This is a genomic window from Agromyces sp. NPDC057865, from assembly GCF_042796995.1.
In the GTDB taxonomy this organism is placed as follows: domain Bacteria; phylum Actinomycetota; class Actinomycetes; order Actinomycetales; family Microbacteriaceae; genus Agromyces.
In genome coordinates this window covers 90,727-109,031 of the sequence record NZ_JBHVMJ010000003.1, presented here as the reverse complement: position 1 = coordinate 109,031, position 18,305 = coordinate 90,727, and the positions used below count along the sequence as shown (strand labels likewise).

Here is an 18,305-nt window from a genome sequence, read left to right as displayed (position 1 = left end):
GGGAACAGGACCACGAACGTGGCCCACCGCAGTTGAGCGCGCGGTTGCAGGGGCATGCAGCTGCCGGCTGGATCGCAGGCTGCCGACTAGTTCGTGTTGGCGTAGAGCCACTCGAGCGGGTCGACCTTGGTGCCGTTGACGCCGCCGAGGCGGATCTCGAAGTGCAGGTGCGGGCCCGTCGACATGCCCGTGTTGCCCGTCTGGCCGATGACGTCCGCGACGTGCACGGTGTCGCCGACCTCGAAGCGCCGCGACCCCTCGATCATGTGCGCGTACACGCTCGTGACGAGCTCGCCGTTGATCTGGTGGTCGATCATCATGACGACGCCGAGTGAGCCGCCCGAGTCGGTCGAGACGGCCACGGTGCCGTCGGCGATCGCCTGGATCTCGGCGCCGAGGCCCGGGTTGAAGTCCTGGCCGCCGTGGTCGCTCGAGCAGCCGGCGCAGTTGCGATAGCCGAAATGATCGCCGATGTGCACGCCGACCGCGAAAGGCCACTGGATCGTGCCCGCCGGGTTGTTGACGAAGTCCGCCTCGGCGCGGATGCCCGCCGCCTCTGCGACCTCCGACATCGACATGTGCTCGTAGCCCTCGCGCTGCACGCCCTGCGCCGCGACGACGTCGCCGTTGATCGTCACGCGCTGGCCGTCGCGACCGAAGCCCGACGTGTCGGACAGGGCGAGCGCCTGCACGTCCTCGGGCGTGAGGAGCGAGAGCGACGGGATCGTCGTCGCCACCGCGAGGAGCGCCGCGAAGCTCATCGCGACGAGGCTGGCGAGCTGTCGGGTCGCGCGGCGACGGCGGGGGGCGGATGCCGCAGGCCGGGCGGCCGGCCGCGATGCCGCCTGCGGTGCCCATCGACGCGCCGGCCCTGCTGAGCGAGGCGCCTCGCGCGCGGGCTCGGAACGCTGCGCCGAACGTCGCGTCGCAGTCGGAGCCGCGGCCGGCGCCGCATCGGAGGCCGAGCCGAAGTCGAGCAGGTCGCTCACGCCGGTGACGTCGGCGTCGATGCGCGTGGCGTCAGCACGGCCTGCTGATCGGTCGAGGTTCAGGAGTGCTCGCGCGGGCACGGCCGGGTCAGGACCCGGTCGGGCGCCCGCCGCGGCGGAGATGGCCGACGCGAATCCGGCGGGGGCGCCGGCGGGCGGCGCAATGGGCGATGCCGCGGCGGACCGGGCCGGCGTCGTGCCTGCGGCGTGGGGGGTGGGCGTCGCCGAGCCGAAGAGCTCGGAAGCGACTCCAGGTGCGGTAGCCGAAGCGGAACCCGAGGCGGCCGACGCACCGACCGATGCAGCCCCGGCCGCGGCGGCGCCGAGCGCACCCGCGATGGACGCGCCCCCGCCCGCGACGAGCGACGCGAAGTCGACGCCGCCCATGGGGCGAGGCGCCGAGGGCACGGACGATCCGCGACGGGGTCCTGCGCCCTTCGCGGATGCCTCCCGCTTCGCGGCGGCCTTCTCGGCCCGCGACGGCTTCTTGGGCTTCTCGGCCTTTCGCGGCGAACGGCCGCGAGTACCGCTGACGGGCTCGTCGGACTCGTCGTCTTCGCCCAGGCCCGCGAACAGGGCGTCGAAGCCGCCCGCCTCTGCGCCTGCGGGTCGACGCTCTGCGCCACGGCCGCGCGCACTCGGTGCATCGCTGGGTCGGGACATGGAAGAGGCCGAGCCTCGACCGGTGGGACGGTCGGCCTGCTCGGCCTCGGGGTTGGGAGTCGTCGCGGCGACGCGGCGCCGGACGGGCGCCTCGATGGTCTCGTGGGGTGCGGCGCCGAGACCTCCGAAGAGGTCGTCGAAGCCGGGTCGCGCGGGCTGCGCCGCGGTCGGATGCTGCGCGGCCGGCGCCGTGGGTGCCACGGGCTGCGCTGCAGGCCGCACGGCCGGCGATGCCTGAGGCTGCGGCGAGTGCGTCGCCCCCGGATGCGCGGCGGGCTGCCACGCCTGCGGCTGCGAAGTCGCCTGCAGCTGCTGCTGCGCCGAAACCTGCGCGGGCTGCGCGAACGCCGGCGCAGCGGCCTGCTGCTGCGACACGACCGGCGCCGCCACCTGCTGCGGGAACACCAGCGCCGCCGGCTGCTGCGGGAGCACCGGCGCCGAAGGCTGCGACGGATACACGGGGGCCTCCTGCTGCGACGGGTACACCGGCGCGGCGGCCTGCGGATACCCTGCCGACACGGCCTGCTGCCCGAACCCCTGCCCCGACAGCGCGGGCGCCTGCCCCGACTCGACCGGCCCGGCCGCAGCCGCGGTGCGCGCGGCATCCGCTGCTTCACGCTCGCGGAGCTCGCGGCGGGTCAGGGGTCGCTCAGACCGCAAAGGAGACTGAGTGCCTGGCGCAGAACCGTCGGGCACGAGGTGGGGCTCGAGCACGTGGGGGGACCTTCGGCGTATCGGGGAGGTACGAACGGGGAGGTGTGCGATCACGACCTGTGTCGAGATAACGGGTTGGTAAAGACTATCCGTTCTCATAGGTCTTCGCCACGGGGCGCGGAGATATCCGTCGGTCGTGACGCACGTTCGTTGCGGCATCCGCAGCGGGGCGCGAGAGGGCTTGCGGATTCGCGCGCACGGGCTCGCGAACACGCACGGAATCGGCGTCTGTCGACAACGCCGTCACGGCGCGTCTCAGGCGTCGACGCCGGCCGTCCGCAGCGCCGCGGTGAGCTCCTCGTAGAGTGCCGGCGCGGCCGCGACGAGCAGCTCGCGGTTCTCGCGTCCGCCGTGCGGGCCGCCGATCCGCGCGCCGGCCTCGCGCGCGATGAGCGCACCGGCGGAGTGGTCCCACGCGTTGAGCCCGCGCTCGTAGTAGCCGTCCAGGCGGCCGGCGGCGAGGGCGCACAGGTCGAGCGCGGCCGAGCCGATGCGGCGGATGTCGCGCACCTTCGTGATGAGCTCGAGCAGCACGGCGGCCTGCTCGTGCCGCCGCTCGGCGGCGTACGAGAAGCCGGTGCCGATGAGCGCCGACGCGAGCGGCACGTCGGTGTTCACGGCGAGCTCGCGCCCAAACAGCCTGGCGCCTCCACCGGCGGATGCCTCGAACACCTCGCCGGTCACCGGGTTGATCACGACGCCCGCGAGCGTGGTGCCGCCGACGTCGCCGCCGCCCGCGCCCTCGACCACGGCGATGCTGACCGCCCATGCCGGGATGCCGTAGAGGAAGTTGACCGTGCCGTCGATCGGGTCGACGACCCAGTCGATGCCGCTGGTGCCGATGTGCGCGGCGTCCTCCTCGCCGACGATGCCGTCGTCGGGACGCGCGTCGAGGATGAACGACCGGATGAGCGCCTCGGTGTCGCGGTCGGCGGCGGTGACGACGTCGGTCGGGGTCGACTTCGTCGCGGCGACGCTCACGCCCGCCCGACGTGCGTCGAGCGCGAACTCCGCAGCCCGTACGGCGATGTCGCGGGCGAGGTCGAGCAGGCCGTCGGATGCCCCGTGGGCGTCGAGCTGGGTCATGCCCTCACGCTACCCCGGCCAGCGAACGCGGCTCTCGGCCGGGCACGACGGCACGCACCTGCGAGGCTCAGGCTCCCTCGAGGTGCGCGTTCGCCCGAGCCAACGCCGCGATCTCGGCGTCCATCGTGCGCTGCACGGTCTTCGCCAGGATCGTGACCTCGCCGGATGCCGCGACACGCTTCGTCATGGGCTGATCATTTCACTCGGCCACGCCGCCGTGAAGACCACGAAAGCCCCGGCGGACCGGGGCTTCTGGAGTGGCGAGTGAGGGATTCGAACCCCCGAAGTCGTAGACAGCTGATTTACAGTCAGATCCCTTTGGCCGCTTGGGTAACTCGCCAGTCGCACCCGACCGCGTTCTGCACACAACCGGGGGCCTGTCAAGGATACCCGCGGAGTGCCGTCGTGAGAAATCGGGGCGGGCAGCGGATGCCGCGACCGCCGGTCCGGCCCACGAAGGCCTGATCGGGGCCGATTCCGCCTCAGTTCGCGGCCCTCCACCAGGGGATCTCGGCGGTGTCGTTCGGCGAATCGGGGTGGTCGGGATCGTACGGCATCGCACCGGGATCGCCGGGCACGGTGGGGATCGGGCCCGTCGGCGCGTTGGAGGACGTGACCGGCGCGACCGTCACGGCGGGGACCGGCGGAGGCGGCACGTTCCGGGGCGGTGGTGGCGGGGCGGCGGGCGTGTCGGGTCGCGGAACGGGTCCGCGCAGGCCCGACCGGGCGATGACGCGCTGGATGGTGAGGCCGCGCTCGTTCGGGCGGCCGACGAAGCGGATCTCGCGCAGCCCCTGCTCTTGAGCGGCGGACTCGAACACGAAGTGCCCGTAGCCGAGGATGCGGCCGATGACCGGCCGGTGCACCGAGATGTCGAGGATTCGGGCGAGCGGCATGGTGGCCTGCGACTGCGACAGGATGCCGTGCACGCGGAACACGCGCATGTTCGTGATGACGAAGCGGTCCATCTGCGCCTGGAGGATGCGCCAGCCCCCGTGCAGCGCCAGCGCGAGCGAGAGGAAGATCGGCACCCAGTACAGGATCGACGGGAACACGCCGAGCAGCAGCAGCACCGGGATCGCGAGGATGATCTCGAGGATCGGGCCGATCACCACCGCCCAGTGCTTGCGCACCTCGTCGACGATGACCTCGCCCTCGTCGGCGATGAGGTACTTCTGGACCTTGGGGTCGAACAGCACGCCGGCCTCAGGTGGCGAGCGACGTGAAGAACTGGCCGATGGCCGCGCCGGCGTTCCAGACGGCGCCGACCGCGCCCTCGACGGCGTTGGCCGCGTCCTGCGGGCGCGTCACCACGTAGAAGACCGCGAAGATGACGACCGCTGCGATGAGTATGCGCTTGACCCACTTCACGCGAGCTCTCCTTCCGGCCTCAGAGGAGGCTTGGTCCGCCCCCAGGTGCATGCATCAACCCGGCCTTTTCTACCGCACGAGCGCGCCGCCGGCAACGCGCCACGCAGGCGAAGCGGCAAACGGTGTCCCGTCGATGGGGGTCACGACGGGGCCTCGAGCAGGGCCAGACGATAGGATGCCTCGTGACTCGGCCAGGCCTGGGATGACGCGCCGAGGCCCGGAATCGGTCGTCGCGCCGGCATCGGCGTGGCCGGGAATGAGGAGCCATGGCCGGGATCGAAGAGGTCGCGAAGCTCGCGGGGGTCTCCACCGCGACCGTCTCGCGTGCGCTCAGCGGCCGCGGCCACGTCTCGCCGTCGTCGAAGCAGAAGGTGCTCGAGGCGGCCGCCCGGCTCGGCTACGTGGTGTCGTCGAACGCGTCGAGCCTCGCGTCGGGCCGCACTCGCAACATCGGCGTGGTGATCCCGTTCCTCAACCGGTGGTTCTTCTCCTCGGTGCTCGAGGGCGCCCAGCAGGCGCTGCTGCGGCACGGCTACGACCTCACGCTCTACAACCTGTCGGGCGACGGCCGTGAGCGCGCCAGCGTGTTCGAGCACTTCCTGCTGCGGCAGCGCGTCGACGCGGTCATCGCCGTCTCGCTCGAGCTCGCCGAGCCCGAGGTCGCGCGACTTCATGACCTCGGCAAGCCGCTGGTGGGCGTCGGCGGCCCGATCCCAGGCGTGCGCACACTCACGATCGACGACGTCGCGGTGGCGCGCCTCGCGACCGAGCACCTGATCGGGCTCGGCCACCGCCGCATCGCGCACATCGGCGGCGACATCGAGTTCGACCTGGACTTCCACCTGCCCACGAACCGGCGCATCGGCTACGAGGGCGCGCTCCGCGATGCCGGCATCGACATCGACCCGCGCCTGTTCGCGCCCGCGGACTTCACCATCAAGGGCGGTTACCACGCCGCGAAGCAGCTGCTGGGCGTGCCGCACGACCGCCCGACCGCGATCTTCGCGGCATCCGACGAGATGGCCATCGGGTCGATACTGGCGGCCCGCGACCTCGGGCTCGTGGTGCCGCGCGACGTGTCGATCGTGGGCATCGACGACCACGACCTGTCCGACTTCTTCGGGCTCTCGACGGTCGCGCAGTTCCCGCGGCTGCAGGGCGAGAAGGCGGTCGAGATCCTCATGGAGCAGCTCGAGCCCGACGCGGACGCCGCGCTTCCCGCCGCGACGCCGCTTCCCTACGAGCTCCGCGTGCGCTCCTCCTCGGCCCGCCCGCTGGAGCAGTAACCCCCAAAGCCGGAACCGGTCGTCGAGGCGTCTCGAGACGTGTCGCCGGGTCTCGATACGCGTCGCGCTCCGCGCGGCGCTACTCGACCACCGGGGGCGAAGCAGGCGTATCGAGACGCGTCGCCGGGTCTCGATACGCGTCGCGCTCCGCCCGGCGCTACTCGACCACCGGTGAGCGAACCGGCGCTACTCGACCACCGGTACCGGCGCTACTCGACCGCCGGCAGCCGTAACCGGCCGAGCGCCGCCTGGATCGCCACGGCCGCCGCGCCCCGCGCCCACGACGCGAACCCGGCGTCGTCGACGAAGAGCTCCACGGGCGACGCCTCGGGGTCGCGGTCGGCGGCGAGGGCGGCGATCGCCACGTCGCCCACGACGTCCCAGAGCGCCATGCCCTCGCCGGCGAGCACGATCGCGTCGACCATGGCGAGGTTCGCGATGAGCGCCATCATGCGTCCGAGGGCGCGGCCCGCGGCATCCGTGATCGAGACGGCGAGCGGATGCCCCGACGCGGCGAGCGCGAGCACCTCGTCGTAGTCGACCTCGCGCCCGAGGGCGATGCCCAGCTGCGCGGTGATGCTCGGGATGGAGAGCATGGCGCTGGAGCATCCGCGATGCCCCTCTGGACACAGCGGGCCGTTCGGGTCGAGCGGCAGGTGCCCGCCGAGGCCGAGGCCGGAGTCGGGCGTGGTCACGACGCGGTCGTGCATCACGAGCCCGTAGCCGACGCCGGCGCCGATGGTCACGACGGCGAACGAGTCGCGGCCGCGCACGTCGCCGAACCACTGCTCGGCGGTCGTGAGCGCCGTCACGTCGTTCTCGACGGTGACGGGCACGCCGACGCGCGACTCGAGGAGGTCGGCGAGGGGCACGTCGCGCCAGCCGAGGAACGGCGCCCGGGTGATGATGCGTCCGCCCGCGACGTTGCCGCCGACGCTGACGCCGACGCCGGCGAGGTCGGCGCCGCCCGCGTCGCGCAGCTCGGCCACGAGGTCGGCGAGCGTCGCGACGACCCCTTCGACACCGTGGTCGTCGAGCACGTGCTCGGCCGTCGCCACGGCGCCGGCGCGCAGGTCGGTGACGGCGCCGAACGCCGACTCGCCGGTCACTTTCATGCCGACGAACCGACCCGCGTCCACGGGCACGTCGAGCGGGCGCGCAGGTCGACCAATCGACCCCTGGAGGGTCTCGGATGCCTCGACGAGGAGTCCGCGGTCGAGGAACGGCTTGCTCAGCCGGGTCAGGCTCGCGGGCGACAGCCCCAGCCGGCGACCGAGCTCGGCGCGCGAGATGGGCCCGTGGATGAGCACCTCGCGTGCGAGGTCGCGCGCGGTGTCGCTCACCTCGGTCTCGCGCGGTGTCATCGTCGACCTCCCAAGACGGTGGATTCGTTCCATCTTGACATGAACATCGCCCGCTGAGCCGAGTCGCGCCCGGTTTTCACCCTCGAACGGGGGTGGATTGACAGCACGTTATTTCTGTCGTAGAAATAACTCATGCAGCGTCGCTCCGAGCTCCTCCACCTCCGCAACGGGGGGACCAGCGTCATCCTCGACGCGCGCCACGCCCCGCTGCCGGCGATGGTGTTCTGGGGCGCCGACCAGGGCGACCTCGGCGAGGCGGAGCTGGCGGCGATGGGCACGGCGGCACTCCCCCAGCGCGTCTCGGGCGGGCTCGACCAGCCCGCGCCGCTCACCCTCATCCCGCAGGAGTCCTCGGGCTGGCTCGGCACGCCGGGACTCGCCGGGCATCGCGAGGGCCGCTGGTTCTCGACCAAGCTCGTCACCGAGTCGATCGAGGTCGACGCGGCATCCACTCGGGCCGTGATCAGCGCAGCGGATGCCGCGGCCGGCCTCGCGGCGACCATCACGCTCGAGGTCACCGCGTCTGGTCTCCTCCGCCAGCGCATCGCGCTCGAGAACCGCGTCGCCGAGCCGTACTCGGTCGCCGCGCTCGCCCCGACGTTCCCCGTGCCGGGCGACCTCGGCGAGCTCCTCGACACGACCGGACGCCACCTGCGCGAGCGGTCCCCGCAGCGCCATGCGTTCACCATCGGCACCCACCTGCGCGAGAGCCGGCGCGGACGCCCCGGCGCCGACGCGAGCCTCGTGCTCGCCGCCGGTCGCACGGGCTTCGGGTTCGAACGCGGCCTCGTGCACGCGGTGCACGTCGCCTGGAGCGGCAACCACCGCCTCGCGGCGGAGCGGACGCCCACGGCGGAGTCCTTCCTCTCGGCGGGCGAGCTGCTCGGTCCGGGCGAGATCGTGCTCGCCGAGGGCGAGACCTACACGACACCCTGGGCCATCGGATCGTGGGGCGACGGACTCAACGAGGTCGCGCGGCGCTTCCACGACGAGCTGCGCGCCCGCCCGCAGCATCCGCGGCGCCCCCGGCCCGTGACCCTGAACACGTGGGAGGCCGTGTACTTCGACCACGACCTCGATACCCTCGCCACGCTCGCCGAGCGCGCCGCGGCCGCGGGCGTGGAGCGGTTCGTGCTCGACGACGGCTGGTTCCGAGGCCGCCGCGACGACACCGCCGGCCTCGGCGACTGGGAGGTCGACGACACCGTGTGGCCCTCAGGCCTCGGTCCGCTCATCGAGCGCGTCCGCGGGCTCGGCATGGAGTTCGGCCTCTGGGTCGAACCCGAGATGGTGAACCTCGACAGCGAGCTCGCCCGGGCGCACCCCGACTGGATACTGCGCGGCCGCGACGAGCTGCCGGTGCCCGCGCGCCAGCAGTACGTGCTCGACCTCGCGAACGAGGGCGCCTGGGCGCACCTCCTCGAGCGACTCGACGCGCTGCTCGCCGAGCACGACATCGCCTACCTCAAGTGGGACCACAACCGCGACCTCCTCGAGGCCGGCGCGGCCGACTCGGGCCGCGCTCGCGTGCACGACAACGTCGAGGCGCTCTACCGCCTGCTCGCGGAGCTGAAGCGGCGGCATCCGGCGCTCGAGATCGAGTCGTGCGCGTCGGGCGGCGCCCGCGTCGACCTCGGCATCCTCGAGCACACCGACCGCGTCTGGACGAGCGACACGCTCGACCCCGTCGAGCGCCTGCAGATCCAGCGGTACACGAGCCTCGTCGTGCCGCCCGAGATGATGGGCGCGCACCTCACGAGCCCGACCGTGCACTCCACGGGACGCCGCGTCTCGCTCGACCTCAGCGCCGGCGTCGCGATGCTCGGCCATCTCGGCATCGAGTGGGACCTCACTGCGCTCGACGACGACGGGCTCGCGGAGGTCGCCCGCTGGGTCGACCTGCACAAGCGGCACCGTGCGCTGATCCACTCCGGCGTGCTCGTGCACGGCGACACGGCGGATGCCACGACCGACGTCCGCGGCGTCGTCGCGCGCGACGGGGCATCCGCCCTCTTCACCTTCACGCAGGTCGCGACCAGCGTGACGTACCCGCCCGGACGCTTCACGCTGCCTGGCCTCGCCGCCGACCGCCGGTACGCCGTGCGGATCGCCGCGGGGAGCGTCGCCGACGGACCCGGCCAGTCCCCGCTCCCCTGGGCCGAGCGGCCGACCACGCTCACCGGCCGGCAACTCGGCACGGCGGGCCTGCAGGCTCCCGTGCTCTTCCCCGCGCAGCTCGTGCTCCTCGAGCTCTTCCCCGCGCTCGAGTAGCGCGACCACCCGACGGTCCCGATACGCCTGCTTTGCGGGCTCCTCGACCACCGAAAAGCCGACGACCAACCATTCCGCAGCGCAAGGAGGCGCACCATGACCGACCAGCCCATCCGCCCGGCGCGAGCGCATCGGCGACGAGCTCGGCGCCGCCGCACGCTCGCCGTCGCGGCATCCGCGGCGCTCGGCGCCCTGCTGCTCGCCGGCTGCTCGTCGCCCGGCGACGACGGCCGCGTTAAGCTCGACTTCTTCCAGTTCAAGGGCGAGGCGCTCGAGGACTTCGAGCAGATCATCGCGGACTTCGAGGCCGAGAACCCCGACATCGACGTGGTGCAGAACCAGGTCGCCGACGCCGACACGATCATCCGCACCCTCCTCGTGAAGGACCAGGCACCCGACGTCATCACCCTGAACGCCAATGGCAACTTCGGCCGGCTCGCGCAGGCGGGCGTCTTCTACGACTTCTCCGACGAGCCGGTGCTGCAGACCATCAATCCCGCGGTGCAGGAGATCCTCGCCGACCTCGGCAACTACCCCGACGAGGTCAACGGACTCGGGTACGTGAACAACGCCAACGGCATCATCTACAACGAGGACATCTTCGAGGAGCAGGGACTCGAGGTGCCCGAGACCTGGGACGAGCTGATCGACGTGTGCGACCAGCTCGAGGCCGCCGGGATCACCCCATTCTTCGGCACGCTCGCCGACTCCTGGACGGGGCTGCCCTCGTTCAACGCCCTCGGCGCGTATCCCGCACAGGACGACTTCTTCGACCAGATGCGCGAGGAGGGCGAGAACGTCGGTCCCGATTCGGAGGTCTCCTTCTCGAAGGACTTCGCCGAGGCGATGGACCAGCAGTACGAGCTCTTCGGCTATACGCAGGAGGGCTACCGCGGCAAGACCTACGACGACGGCAACGCCGCGTTCGCGAACGGCGAGGTCGCGATGCTCATGCAGGGCATCTGGGCCGTGAACCCGATCAAGGGCATCAACCCCGACATCCGGGCCGGCATCTTCCCGTACCCGGCGACCGACGACCCCGACGACCGGCTGCTCGTCTCCGGCGTCGACGTCGTGGTGACGATGGGCAAGGACACGCCGCATCGCGAGGAGGCGCTGCGCTTCATCGACTACCTCTTCGAGCAGGACGTCATCGAGGACTTCGCCGCATCGCAGAACATGGTGCCCTCCGTCGAGGGCGCGCAGCTCAGCGACGACCCGGCCATCCAGTCGGTCGCACCGTGGTTCGACGAGGGCCGGATCACCGGCTTCATCGACCACCAGATCCCGCCGAGCGTCCCGCTCGCCGCGGTGGACCAGGAGTTCCTCTTCACCGGCGACGCGGATGCCGCGCTCGCCACCCTCGACCGCGAGTGGGCCAAGGTCGCCGCTCGCACGATCCCCGTGACGGGAGACTGACATGACCACGCTCACCCAAGCAGTGCGCAGCTCGTCGACCGCCGGCGAGAAGCCCGCACGCGCCAAGCGCGTCAAACTCGAGAGCCGACGCGCCCTGCCCGCCTTCTACTGGATGGTGTGGCCCGCCGCGATCGCATTCGCGCTGTTCCACACGCTCCCGGTGCTCGTGGGCATCTTCTTCAGCTTCACGAACTACGCCGGGTACGGCGCGTGGAACTTCGTCGGGTTGTCGAACTACGTCAACCTGTTCAAGGACGACCGTGCCCTCGCGGCGTACGGGTTCTCGTTCCTCTTCGCGATCGTCGCGACGATCCTCACGAACGTGATCTCGCTCGCGATCGCGCTGGGCCTGAACGCCAAGATCAAGGCTCGCAACTTCTGGCGCGGCGTCTACTTCGTGCCGTACGTGCTCTCGATCCTGGTCATCGGCTACGTGTTCCAGTTCTTCTTCTCGAACTCCCTGCCGAAGATCCTCTCGGGAATCCCACTCTTCGCCGACAACATCCTCACCAACCCCGATTGGGCCTGGACGGCGATCGTCGCGCTCGCGGTGTGGCAGGCCTGCGCCTTCGCGATCATCATCTACCTCTCAGGCCTGCAGACGATCCCGGCGGAGCTGTACGAGGCCGCGTCCCTCGACGGTGCTTCGGCCTGGCGCCAGTTCCGTTCGATCACGTTCCCCCTGATCGGCGCGTTCTTCACGATCAACGTCGTGCTGAGCCTCAAGGGCTACTTGCAGGTCTTCGACCAGATCGTCGCCCTGACGAACGGCGGCCCCGGCACCTCGACCGAATCGGTGACCCTGCTGATCTTCCGCGGCGGGTTCTCGGGCGGCGAGTTCGCCTACCAGACGGCCAACGCGGTGATCTTCTTCATCGTGATCACGGTCGTCTCGCTCCTGCAATTCCGGGTCCTTCAGCGCAGAGAGGCCGATTTCTGATGACGACCACGACGAACACCGCCAGCCAGCTCGAAGCCGAGGTCGACGCCATCGCGGCCGTTCCGCGACGGAGGCGACGGGGCGACCTCGACGACGACACACGTCGCCCCAACTGGTGGGCCACGGCGCTCATCGCGGCCTGCTCCCTCACCATCCTCATCCCGCTCTACCTCGCGGTCGTCGTCTCGCTGAAGACACCCGACCAGCTGGTGTCGGGCACCGGCTTCGAGTGGCCGAACCCCGTCGATTGGAGCAACTTCCCGGAGGCGTGGGAGCGCACGAAGTTCCCGCAGGCGCTCCTGAACACCGCGATCATCACGGTGGGCGCCGTGGTGTTCACGCTCCTCACGAGCTCGATCGTCGCCTACGCGCTGGCCCGCAACATCCACCGGCCGTTCTTCAAGGGCGTGTTCTTCTACCTGCTCGCGGCGCTGTTCATCCCGTTCCCGATCATCATGCTGCCGCTCGTGAAGCAGACCGCGATCCTCGGGCTCGACAACCAGGCGGGCATGATCGTGCTCTACACGATCTACGGCCTCTCGCTGAACATCTTCATCTACACGGCGTACATCCGCTCGATCCCCATCGAGCTCGAGGAGGCGGCGCGCGTCGACGGTGCGAGCACATGGCGCGTGTTCTGGTCGGTCATCTTCCCGCTCCTCACGCCGATGAACGCCACGGTCGGCATCCTCACCTGCGTGTGGGCGTGGAACGACTTCCTCATGCCGCTCGTCGTGCTGACCGACCCCGCCGCACGCACGCTGCCGCTCGCGCAGTACGTGTTCCAGGGGCAGTTCAACACCGACTACACGGTGGCGTTCGCGTCGTACCTCATGGCGATGGCCCCGCTGCTCATCGTCTACGTGTTCTCGCAGCGCTGGGTCATCTCCGGCGTGACGCGGGGCTCGATCAAGTGACCGCTGAACCGGTCGTCGAGTAGCCCGCGAAGCAGGCGTATCGAGACGCCATCTCCGGTCTCGATACGCGTCGCGCTCCGCGCGGCGCTACTCGACCAGCGGAGCCCCGCAAGGGGTGACCTCCATGGCCGGTTCCATGTAACCCTCGAAACAGGCGACGGATGCCTCGAGCCCGCGATCGACGTATCGTGCGGCCCGAGGCATCCGCTCGGAAAGGAAGGCCCGACCGATGACCGACACGACCCCCACGACCCTCGCGCAGGACACGACGGCCGTCATCGCGAACGACCCGACGTGGTGGCGCCAGGCCGCCGTCTACCAGATCTACCCCCGCAGCTTCGCCGACGCGAACGGCGACGGCATCGGCGACGTGCGCGGCATCACGAGTCGCATCCCGTACCTCGCCGAGCTCGGCGTCGACGCGGTGTGGCTGTCGCCGTTCTACCCCTCGGCACTCGCCGACGGGGGGTACGACGTCGACGACTACCGCGACGTCGACCCCAAGCTCGGCACGCTCGCCGACTTCGACGAGATGGTCGCGGCACTGCATGCCGCGGGCATCCGCCTGATCGTCGACATCGTGCCGAACCACTCGTCGAACCGCCACAGGTGGTTCCAGGAGGCGCTCGCCTCGCCGAAGGGCTCGGCGGCGCGCGAGCGCTACATCTTCCGCGACGGCGAGGGCCCCGACGGAACCGAGCCGCCGAGCGACTGGCAGGCGATGTTCGGCGGGTCGGCGTGGGAGCCGGTCGGCGACGGGCAGTTCTACCTGCACCTGTTCGCACCCGAGCAGCCCGACTTCAACTGGGCGAACCGCGAGGTGCGCGACGACTTCCTCACGACCCTGCGGTTCTGGGCCGACCGGGGCGTCGACGGCTTCCGGGTCGACGTCGCGCACGCGCTCGCGAAGGACCTCACGTATCCGCTCCGCTCGCACGCCGAGCTCGAGGAGCTGCGGCTCGTGACCGACGGCTCGCACCCGCTCTGGGACCGCGAAGAGCTCGACGAGATCTACGCCGAGTGGCGCGCGGTGTTCGACGAGTACGACCCGCCGCGCATCGCGGTCGCCGAGGCGTGGGTGGAGCCTGAGCGACGCTATCGCTACGCCCTCCCGACGAGCCTCGGCCAGGCGTTCAACTTCGACCTGCTGCGCGCGAACTTCGACGCCGCCGAGTTCCGGGCGATCATCGACCACAACCTCGAGTCCGTCACGGTGACCGGCTCGTCGAACACGTGGGTGTTCTCGAACCATGACGTGGTGCGCCACGCCACCCGTTACGGCCTGGCCGACGATCCCGGCGACGAGGGCGTGGTCGGCAATGAGTGGCTGCTGCACGGCGGACCCGCATCGGAGCTCGACGCCGCCCGCGGCCTGCGCCGCGCCCGTGCCGCGACCCTGCTCATGCTCGCCCTGCCCGGCAGCGCCTACCTCTATCAGGGCGAGGAGCTCGGGCTCCCCGAGGTCGCCGACATCCCCGATGCCGACCGGCAGGACCCGACGTTCTTCCGCAGCCCGGGCATCGAGGTCGGCCGCGACGGATGCCGCGTGCCGCTCCCCTGGGCGTCGACGGGCTCGTCGTTCGGATTCGGCGACGACGGCGCGCACCTGCCGCAGCCCGGCTGGTGGGGCGAGTTCTCGGTGGAGGCCGAGAACGCCGACCCCGACTCGACGCTGAGCATGTACCGGCGCGCCCTCGCCCTGCGGCACGAGCTGCAGGACGCGGAGGGCCTGCTCTGGCGGGACCACCCCGCCGGTGCGGACGTGCTCTGGTTCGCGCGCCCCGGCGGCTGGCAGTCGGTCACGAACTTCGGCTCGGAGCCGGTCGACCTGCCCGAGGGCGAGGTCCTCGTCACCAGCGCGCCGCTCGTCGACGGGCGCCTGCCGGGCGCCACGACGGCCTGGCTGCGCTAGACCAGGCATCGGATGCCGTGGGCAAACGCCGCGGCATCCGCGGCCTCAGTGGAGCAGCCGCTCGGCGACGAGCTCGCCCACGAGCGTCTCGGTGAGCACGGCCACGCGCTCGTCGTCGTCACCCTCGTACCGCACCACCAGCTCGGCCCCGGGCAGCTCCGCCCCGAGCGACGCGAAGCGCGAGCCGCGCAACTGCATCCATTCGAGCGCCGGCGCATCCCAGCGCGAGCCCGCGCACACCAGCGCTCGGTAGTCGGTGGTCTTCGTGAGGTAGACGTCGACGTGCGACCAGTCGCCGGTCTCCGAGGCGAACGCGATGCGACGCGGCACCTCGCGCAGCATGAGTGCGGACTGCTGCGCGCTCGACAGCCGCTCGGCCGGCGCGAGGACCCAGGTGCCCGTCGGCCCGGCGAGCAGGCCCGTCATGGGCTCGAGCCAGTCGCCGGAGCGGTCGAGCAGCTGCGCGTTCGCCGTTGCGGCCCTGCGGAGCGTTGGCGCATCGAAGCGGTCGACGGGCACGATGCCCGTGAGCGCCCCGAACACCTCGTCGAGCACGGGGAACGTCGCGCGGAACGTACGGCACGCCACCCCGGATGCCTCGACGCCCGCGAACAGCGGCACGATCGCGTCGGCCATCCGTCCGAGCGCCGAGTCGGGGCGGTTCGTGACCGCGACGAGCCGCCCGGTGCCGCGGAACCGCTCGACTGCCTGCAGCACCTCGGCGCTGCCGCCCGTCGCCGACACCGCGACGACCGCGAGGTCGGGCGTGACCGGCGGCAGCAGCTCCGCGCTCGCGAGCTCCACGACGACGTCGGCACCGGCGGCACGGTAGCGGCGGCCGACCACGTCGGCGGCGTACCGGCTCGAGCCCATGCCGAGCACGAGCACGCGACGCGCGTCGAGCCACGGCAGTCCGTCGAGCCCGGGCAGGCCGGCGTCGACGGCGTCGGCGAGCGCGTCGAGCGTCTCGGGGATCAGGCCGAGGTCGGCTCGAAAGGCGGCGGTGTCCACGGGTCCTCCGGGTGGTCGTTCGTCGAGGGGTAGCGGTGCGTGATCGCGGCGTCAGGGGCGTACCGCCAGGCGGGCAGGAAGCGGTCGGCGTAGTGCAGCTCGGCGGCGAGCTGCTCCGCCTCGAAGCCGGGCAGCAGCGCCGAGTCGAAGAGCTCGGTCCGCGTGAGCTCAGTGCGATAGGCGTACAGCAGGTCGCGGCGAGCGCGGTCCGCCCACGCCCACGCCGCGGGGTCGGCCCGCCGCAGGCGCTTCTGCGCGACGGCGGCGACGAGGTCGAGCGAGACGAGCAGGTGCGCGACGTCGCGCGCCGCGGCATCCGCCCGCTCGCGATCGGCGGCGTCGAGCTGCGGGTCGCCGTCGAAGTCGATGACCGTGTACCGGCGACCGCCCGGCGCCGCGGCGTCGGGCGAGGCGAGCACCTGCCCCACGTGCAGGTCGCCGTGGATCGGGAACTCGAGCCCCGGCGCGGTGTTGTCGAGCGAGCGGATGCCGCGCTCGAGCGCCGCGTGCCGATTCCGCAGCCGGACGCCCGTCGACCCCTCGGTCGCCGCGGCGGCGCCGGCCAGGGCGGCGTCGGCACGCGCGCGGCGAGCAGCCGCGGCATCCGGACCAGCAGGCACCGCGTCGGCGCCGAGCACGTCGTGGATCCGGGCGACCCGGGTGCCGAGCAGGGCCGGCCAGTCGGGGTCGCGTGCGCCCCGCAGCGCGTCCACGACGTCGTCGACCGCCCACGTCCAGCCGTCCTCGGCGCCGGGGAGGTACTCGGTGACGATGGCGAGCGTGCCGTCGCCGAGCAGCGGATGCCGCCACCCGACGCGCCCGTGCAGGCGGGCCACGTCGCCGGACCCCGCGGCCTCGAGCCGCTCGAGCAAGTCCCCGGCGCGATCAGCGGCCGCCCACCGGCCCACGAGCTTCACCACGAGGCGATCGTCGACGATGACCGAGGTGTTGGTCTGGTCGACGGCGATGCCGCGCTCCGGCGCATCCGCGGCGACGTCGTCGACCACGAGCCGGGCGATCGCCCGGGCGACCCCGTCACCGGCCTCGGGGCGCCGGCCCTCGACGAGCACACGGCCGTCGTCGGCGACGGACAGCACCCTGCCGCCGACGACGGGCGCTGCGCCATCGAGTGAGTTCATTGAATCCGGATTGTAACAATTGCGAAAACCCGCCGCCAGCATGTCCCTCGATCCATTGCGGTTCCTTCATTCGCGGTGCAACAATCGCTCAACCTTTCCGACGTCCCAGGAGGTACCACATGCCCACCACGCGACGCATCGCCGCCGCAGCGGCCGGCACCATCGCCCTCGCATTCGCCGTCACGTCGTGCTCCAGCGGCGGAGGAGGCAGCGAGACGCTCGACCCCGCCGCCGATCTCAGCGAGCAGACGCTCACCGTCTCGATCTGGGCGGACTACTACCCGGAGGACCTCGCGGAGCAGTTCGAGGAGGCCACCGGCGTCAAGACGACCATCGTCAACCACACGACCAACGAGGACATCGTCGCGAAGCTCACCGCGAGCGCCGACCCCGGCATCGACGTCGCCTTCGTCTCGGGCCAGTACGCGCAGGCGCTGGCGGAGCAGGGGCTCCTCGCGAAGCTCGACAAGTCCCTCATCCCGAACGAGGAGAACCTCTACCCCGAGGCCCTCGAGCTGCCCTACGACGAGGGCAACGTCTACTCCGAGCCGTACGCGTGGGGCACTACCGGCCTCTGCTACCGGCCCGACCTCACCGGGTACGACCCGACGTCGTGGAACGACCTGCTGACCCCCAAGCCCGAGCTCGTGGGCAAGACCACGATGCTGTCGACCGACCGCTGGCTCGCGATGCCCGCGCTGAAGGCCGCCGGCAACTCGCTCAACACGACCGACGACGCCGAGCTCGATGCGGCGAAGGCCCAGCTCATCGAGACGAAGCCGACGCTGCTCGCCTACGACGACACGACCTTCTACACGAAGCTCGTGTCGGGCGAGGCCGCCATGGTCGAAGCGTGGGACGGCTGGTGCAACTACGGCATCGCCGACAACCCCGACATCACGTTCGTGATCCCCGAGGAGGGCGCCGACCTCTGGGTCGACACCATGACGGTGCTCGAGTCGTCGAAGAACAAGGAGGCCGCGATGGCCTTCATCGACTACATCCTCGACCCCGAGGTGCAGAGCTGGGTCGCCGAGAACATCCTCTACAAGGTGCCGAACCAGGCCGCGATGGAGGCACTCGACCCGGCGCTCATCGAGAGCTACCCGACGCTCGGCATCACGGTCGACGAGCTCTTCGAGCAGGAGGTCATCGTCGACCTGGGCGAGGACGCGCTGAAGTACGTCGACCTCAACGCCGAAGTCCTCGCGACGAACTGAACC

14 protein-coding genes and 1 tRNA gene are annotated in these 18,305 nt (G+C 71.3%); 7 read left to right on the top strand and 8 right to left on the bottom strand.

Going from position 1 to position 18,305, the window contains the following annotated elements:
- Positions 1-86: 86 nt before the first annotated feature.
- The 5 genes from ACFVN5_RS13455 to ACFVN5_RS13435 all read right to left on the bottom strand — a co-directional run bounded on the left by ACFVN5_RS13455 (position 87) and on the right by ACFVN5_RS13435 (position 4,823).
- Positions 87-2,312: a peptidoglycan DD-metalloendopeptidase family protein gene (locus ACFVN5_RS13455; protein ID WP_376955747.1), complete on the bottom strand. Its 2,226-nt coding sequence runs from the start codon at positions 2,310-2,312 to the stop codon at positions 87-89.
- 309 nt (positions 2,313-2,621) lie between these two features.
- Entirely contained in the window at positions 2,622-3,452 is an 831-nt protein-coding gene (locus tag ACFVN5_RS13450) for an inositol monophosphatase family protein (protein ID WP_376955746.1), read from the bottom strand.
- A gap of 258 nt (positions 3,453-3,710) precedes the next feature.
- Positions 3,711-3,792 (bottom strand) — tRNA-Tyr (locus tag ACFVN5_RS13445).
- A 142-nt stretch (positions 3,793-3,934) separates the two neighbouring features.
- Entirely contained in the window at positions 3,935-4,651 is a 717-nt protein-coding gene (locus ACFVN5_RS13440) for a PH domain-containing protein (RefSeq protein WP_376955745.1), read from the bottom strand.
- A gap of 7 nt (positions 4,652-4,658) precedes the next feature.
- The gene (locus ACFVN5_RS13435) at positions 4,659-4,823 is read right to left on the bottom strand and encodes a hypothetical protein (protein ID WP_376955744.1); all 165 of its coding nucleotides are present in this window, start codon (positions 4,821-4,823) and stop codon (positions 4,659-4,661) included.
- Positions 4,824-5,089: 266 nt separating this feature from the next.
- Here ACFVN5_RS13435 and ACFVN5_RS13430 point away from each other — a divergent pair, with 266 nt between their 5' ends.
- Entirely contained in the window at positions 5,090-6,109 is a 1,020-nt protein-coding gene (locus ACFVN5_RS13430) for a LacI family DNA-binding transcriptional regulator (protein WP_376955743.1), read from the top strand.
- Positions 6,110-6,318: 209 nt separating this feature from the next.
- On the opposite strand, the gene ACFVN5_RS13425 is transcribed toward ACFVN5_RS13430, so the two are convergent.
- Positions 6,319-7,473 carry an ROK family protein gene (locus ACFVN5_RS13425; RefSeq protein ID WP_376955742.1) on the bottom strand — a complete coding sequence of 385 codons (1,155 nt, stop codon included), beginning with the start codon at positions 7,471-7,473 and terminating at the stop codon, positions 6,319-6,321.
- A gap of 132 nt (positions 7,474-7,605) precedes the next feature.
- Between ACFVN5_RS13425 and ACFVN5_RS13420 the strand changes: the two genes are divergently transcribed.
- The 5 genes from ACFVN5_RS13420 to ACFVN5_RS13400 all read left to right on the top strand — a co-directional run bounded on the left by ACFVN5_RS13420 (position 7,606) and on the right by ACFVN5_RS13400 (position 14,932).
- Complete coding sequence (locus tag ACFVN5_RS13420; RefSeq protein ID WP_376955741.1) at positions 7,606-9,744, top strand: alpha-galactosidase; 2,139 nt, start codon at positions 7,606-7,608, stop codon at positions 9,742-9,744.
- A 96-nt stretch (positions 9,745-9,840) separates the two neighbouring features.
- On the top strand, positions 9,841-11,163 hold the full coding sequence (locus tag ACFVN5_RS13415; RefSeq protein ID WP_376955740.1) for an ABC transporter substrate-binding protein: 1,323 nt from the start codon (positions 9,841-9,843) through the stop codon (positions 11,161-11,163).
- A 1-nt stretch (position 11,164) separates the two neighbouring features.
- A complete protein-coding gene (locus tag ACFVN5_RS13410) occupies positions 11,165-12,103 on the top strand; it encodes a carbohydrate ABC transporter permease (protein WP_376955739.1) in 939 nt (312 codons plus the stop codon).
- Complete coding sequence (locus ACFVN5_RS13405) at positions 12,103-13,020, top strand: carbohydrate ABC transporter permease (protein ID WP_376955738.1); 918 nt, start codon at positions 12,103-12,105, stop codon at positions 13,018-13,020. Before ACFVN5_RS13410 ends, ACFVN5_RS13405 begins: the two co-directional genes overlap by 1 nt.
- A 229-nt stretch (positions 13,021-13,249) precedes the next feature.
- Complete coding sequence (locus ACFVN5_RS13400) at positions 13,250-14,932, top strand: glycoside hydrolase family 13 protein (RefSeq protein WP_376955737.1); 1,683 nt, start codon at positions 13,250-13,252, stop codon at positions 14,930-14,932.
- A gap of 45 nt (positions 14,933-14,977) precedes the next feature.
- Here the strand turns inward: ACFVN5_RS13400 and ACFVN5_RS13395 are convergent, their stop codons facing one another.
- Together ACFVN5_RS13395 and ACFVN5_RS13390 are read right to left on the bottom strand one after the other, a co-directional pair.
- Entirely contained in the window at positions 14,978-15,943 is a 966-nt protein-coding gene (locus ACFVN5_RS13395) for an SIS domain-containing protein (protein ID WP_376955736.1), read from the bottom strand.
- Positions 15,907-17,082 (bottom strand): hypothetical protein, encoded by a 1,176-nt coding sequence (locus ACFVN5_RS13390; RefSeq protein WP_376955735.1) that lies wholly within the window; start codon positions 17,080-17,082, stop codon positions 15,907-15,909. The genes ACFVN5_RS13395 and ACFVN5_RS13390 overlap by 37 nt, the downstream gene beginning before the upstream one ends.
- A gap of 119 nt (positions 17,083-17,201) precedes the next feature.
- On the opposite strand from ACFVN5_RS13390, the gene ACFVN5_RS13385 reads away from it, so the two are divergent.
- Positions 17,202-18,302, top strand: a complete 1,101-nt coding sequence (locus ACFVN5_RS13385; protein WP_376955734.1) for a spermidine/putrescine ABC transporter substrate-binding protein — start codon at positions 17,202-17,204, stop codon at positions 18,300-18,302.
- The last annotated feature ends 3 nt before the right edge of the window (positions 18,303-18,305 follow it).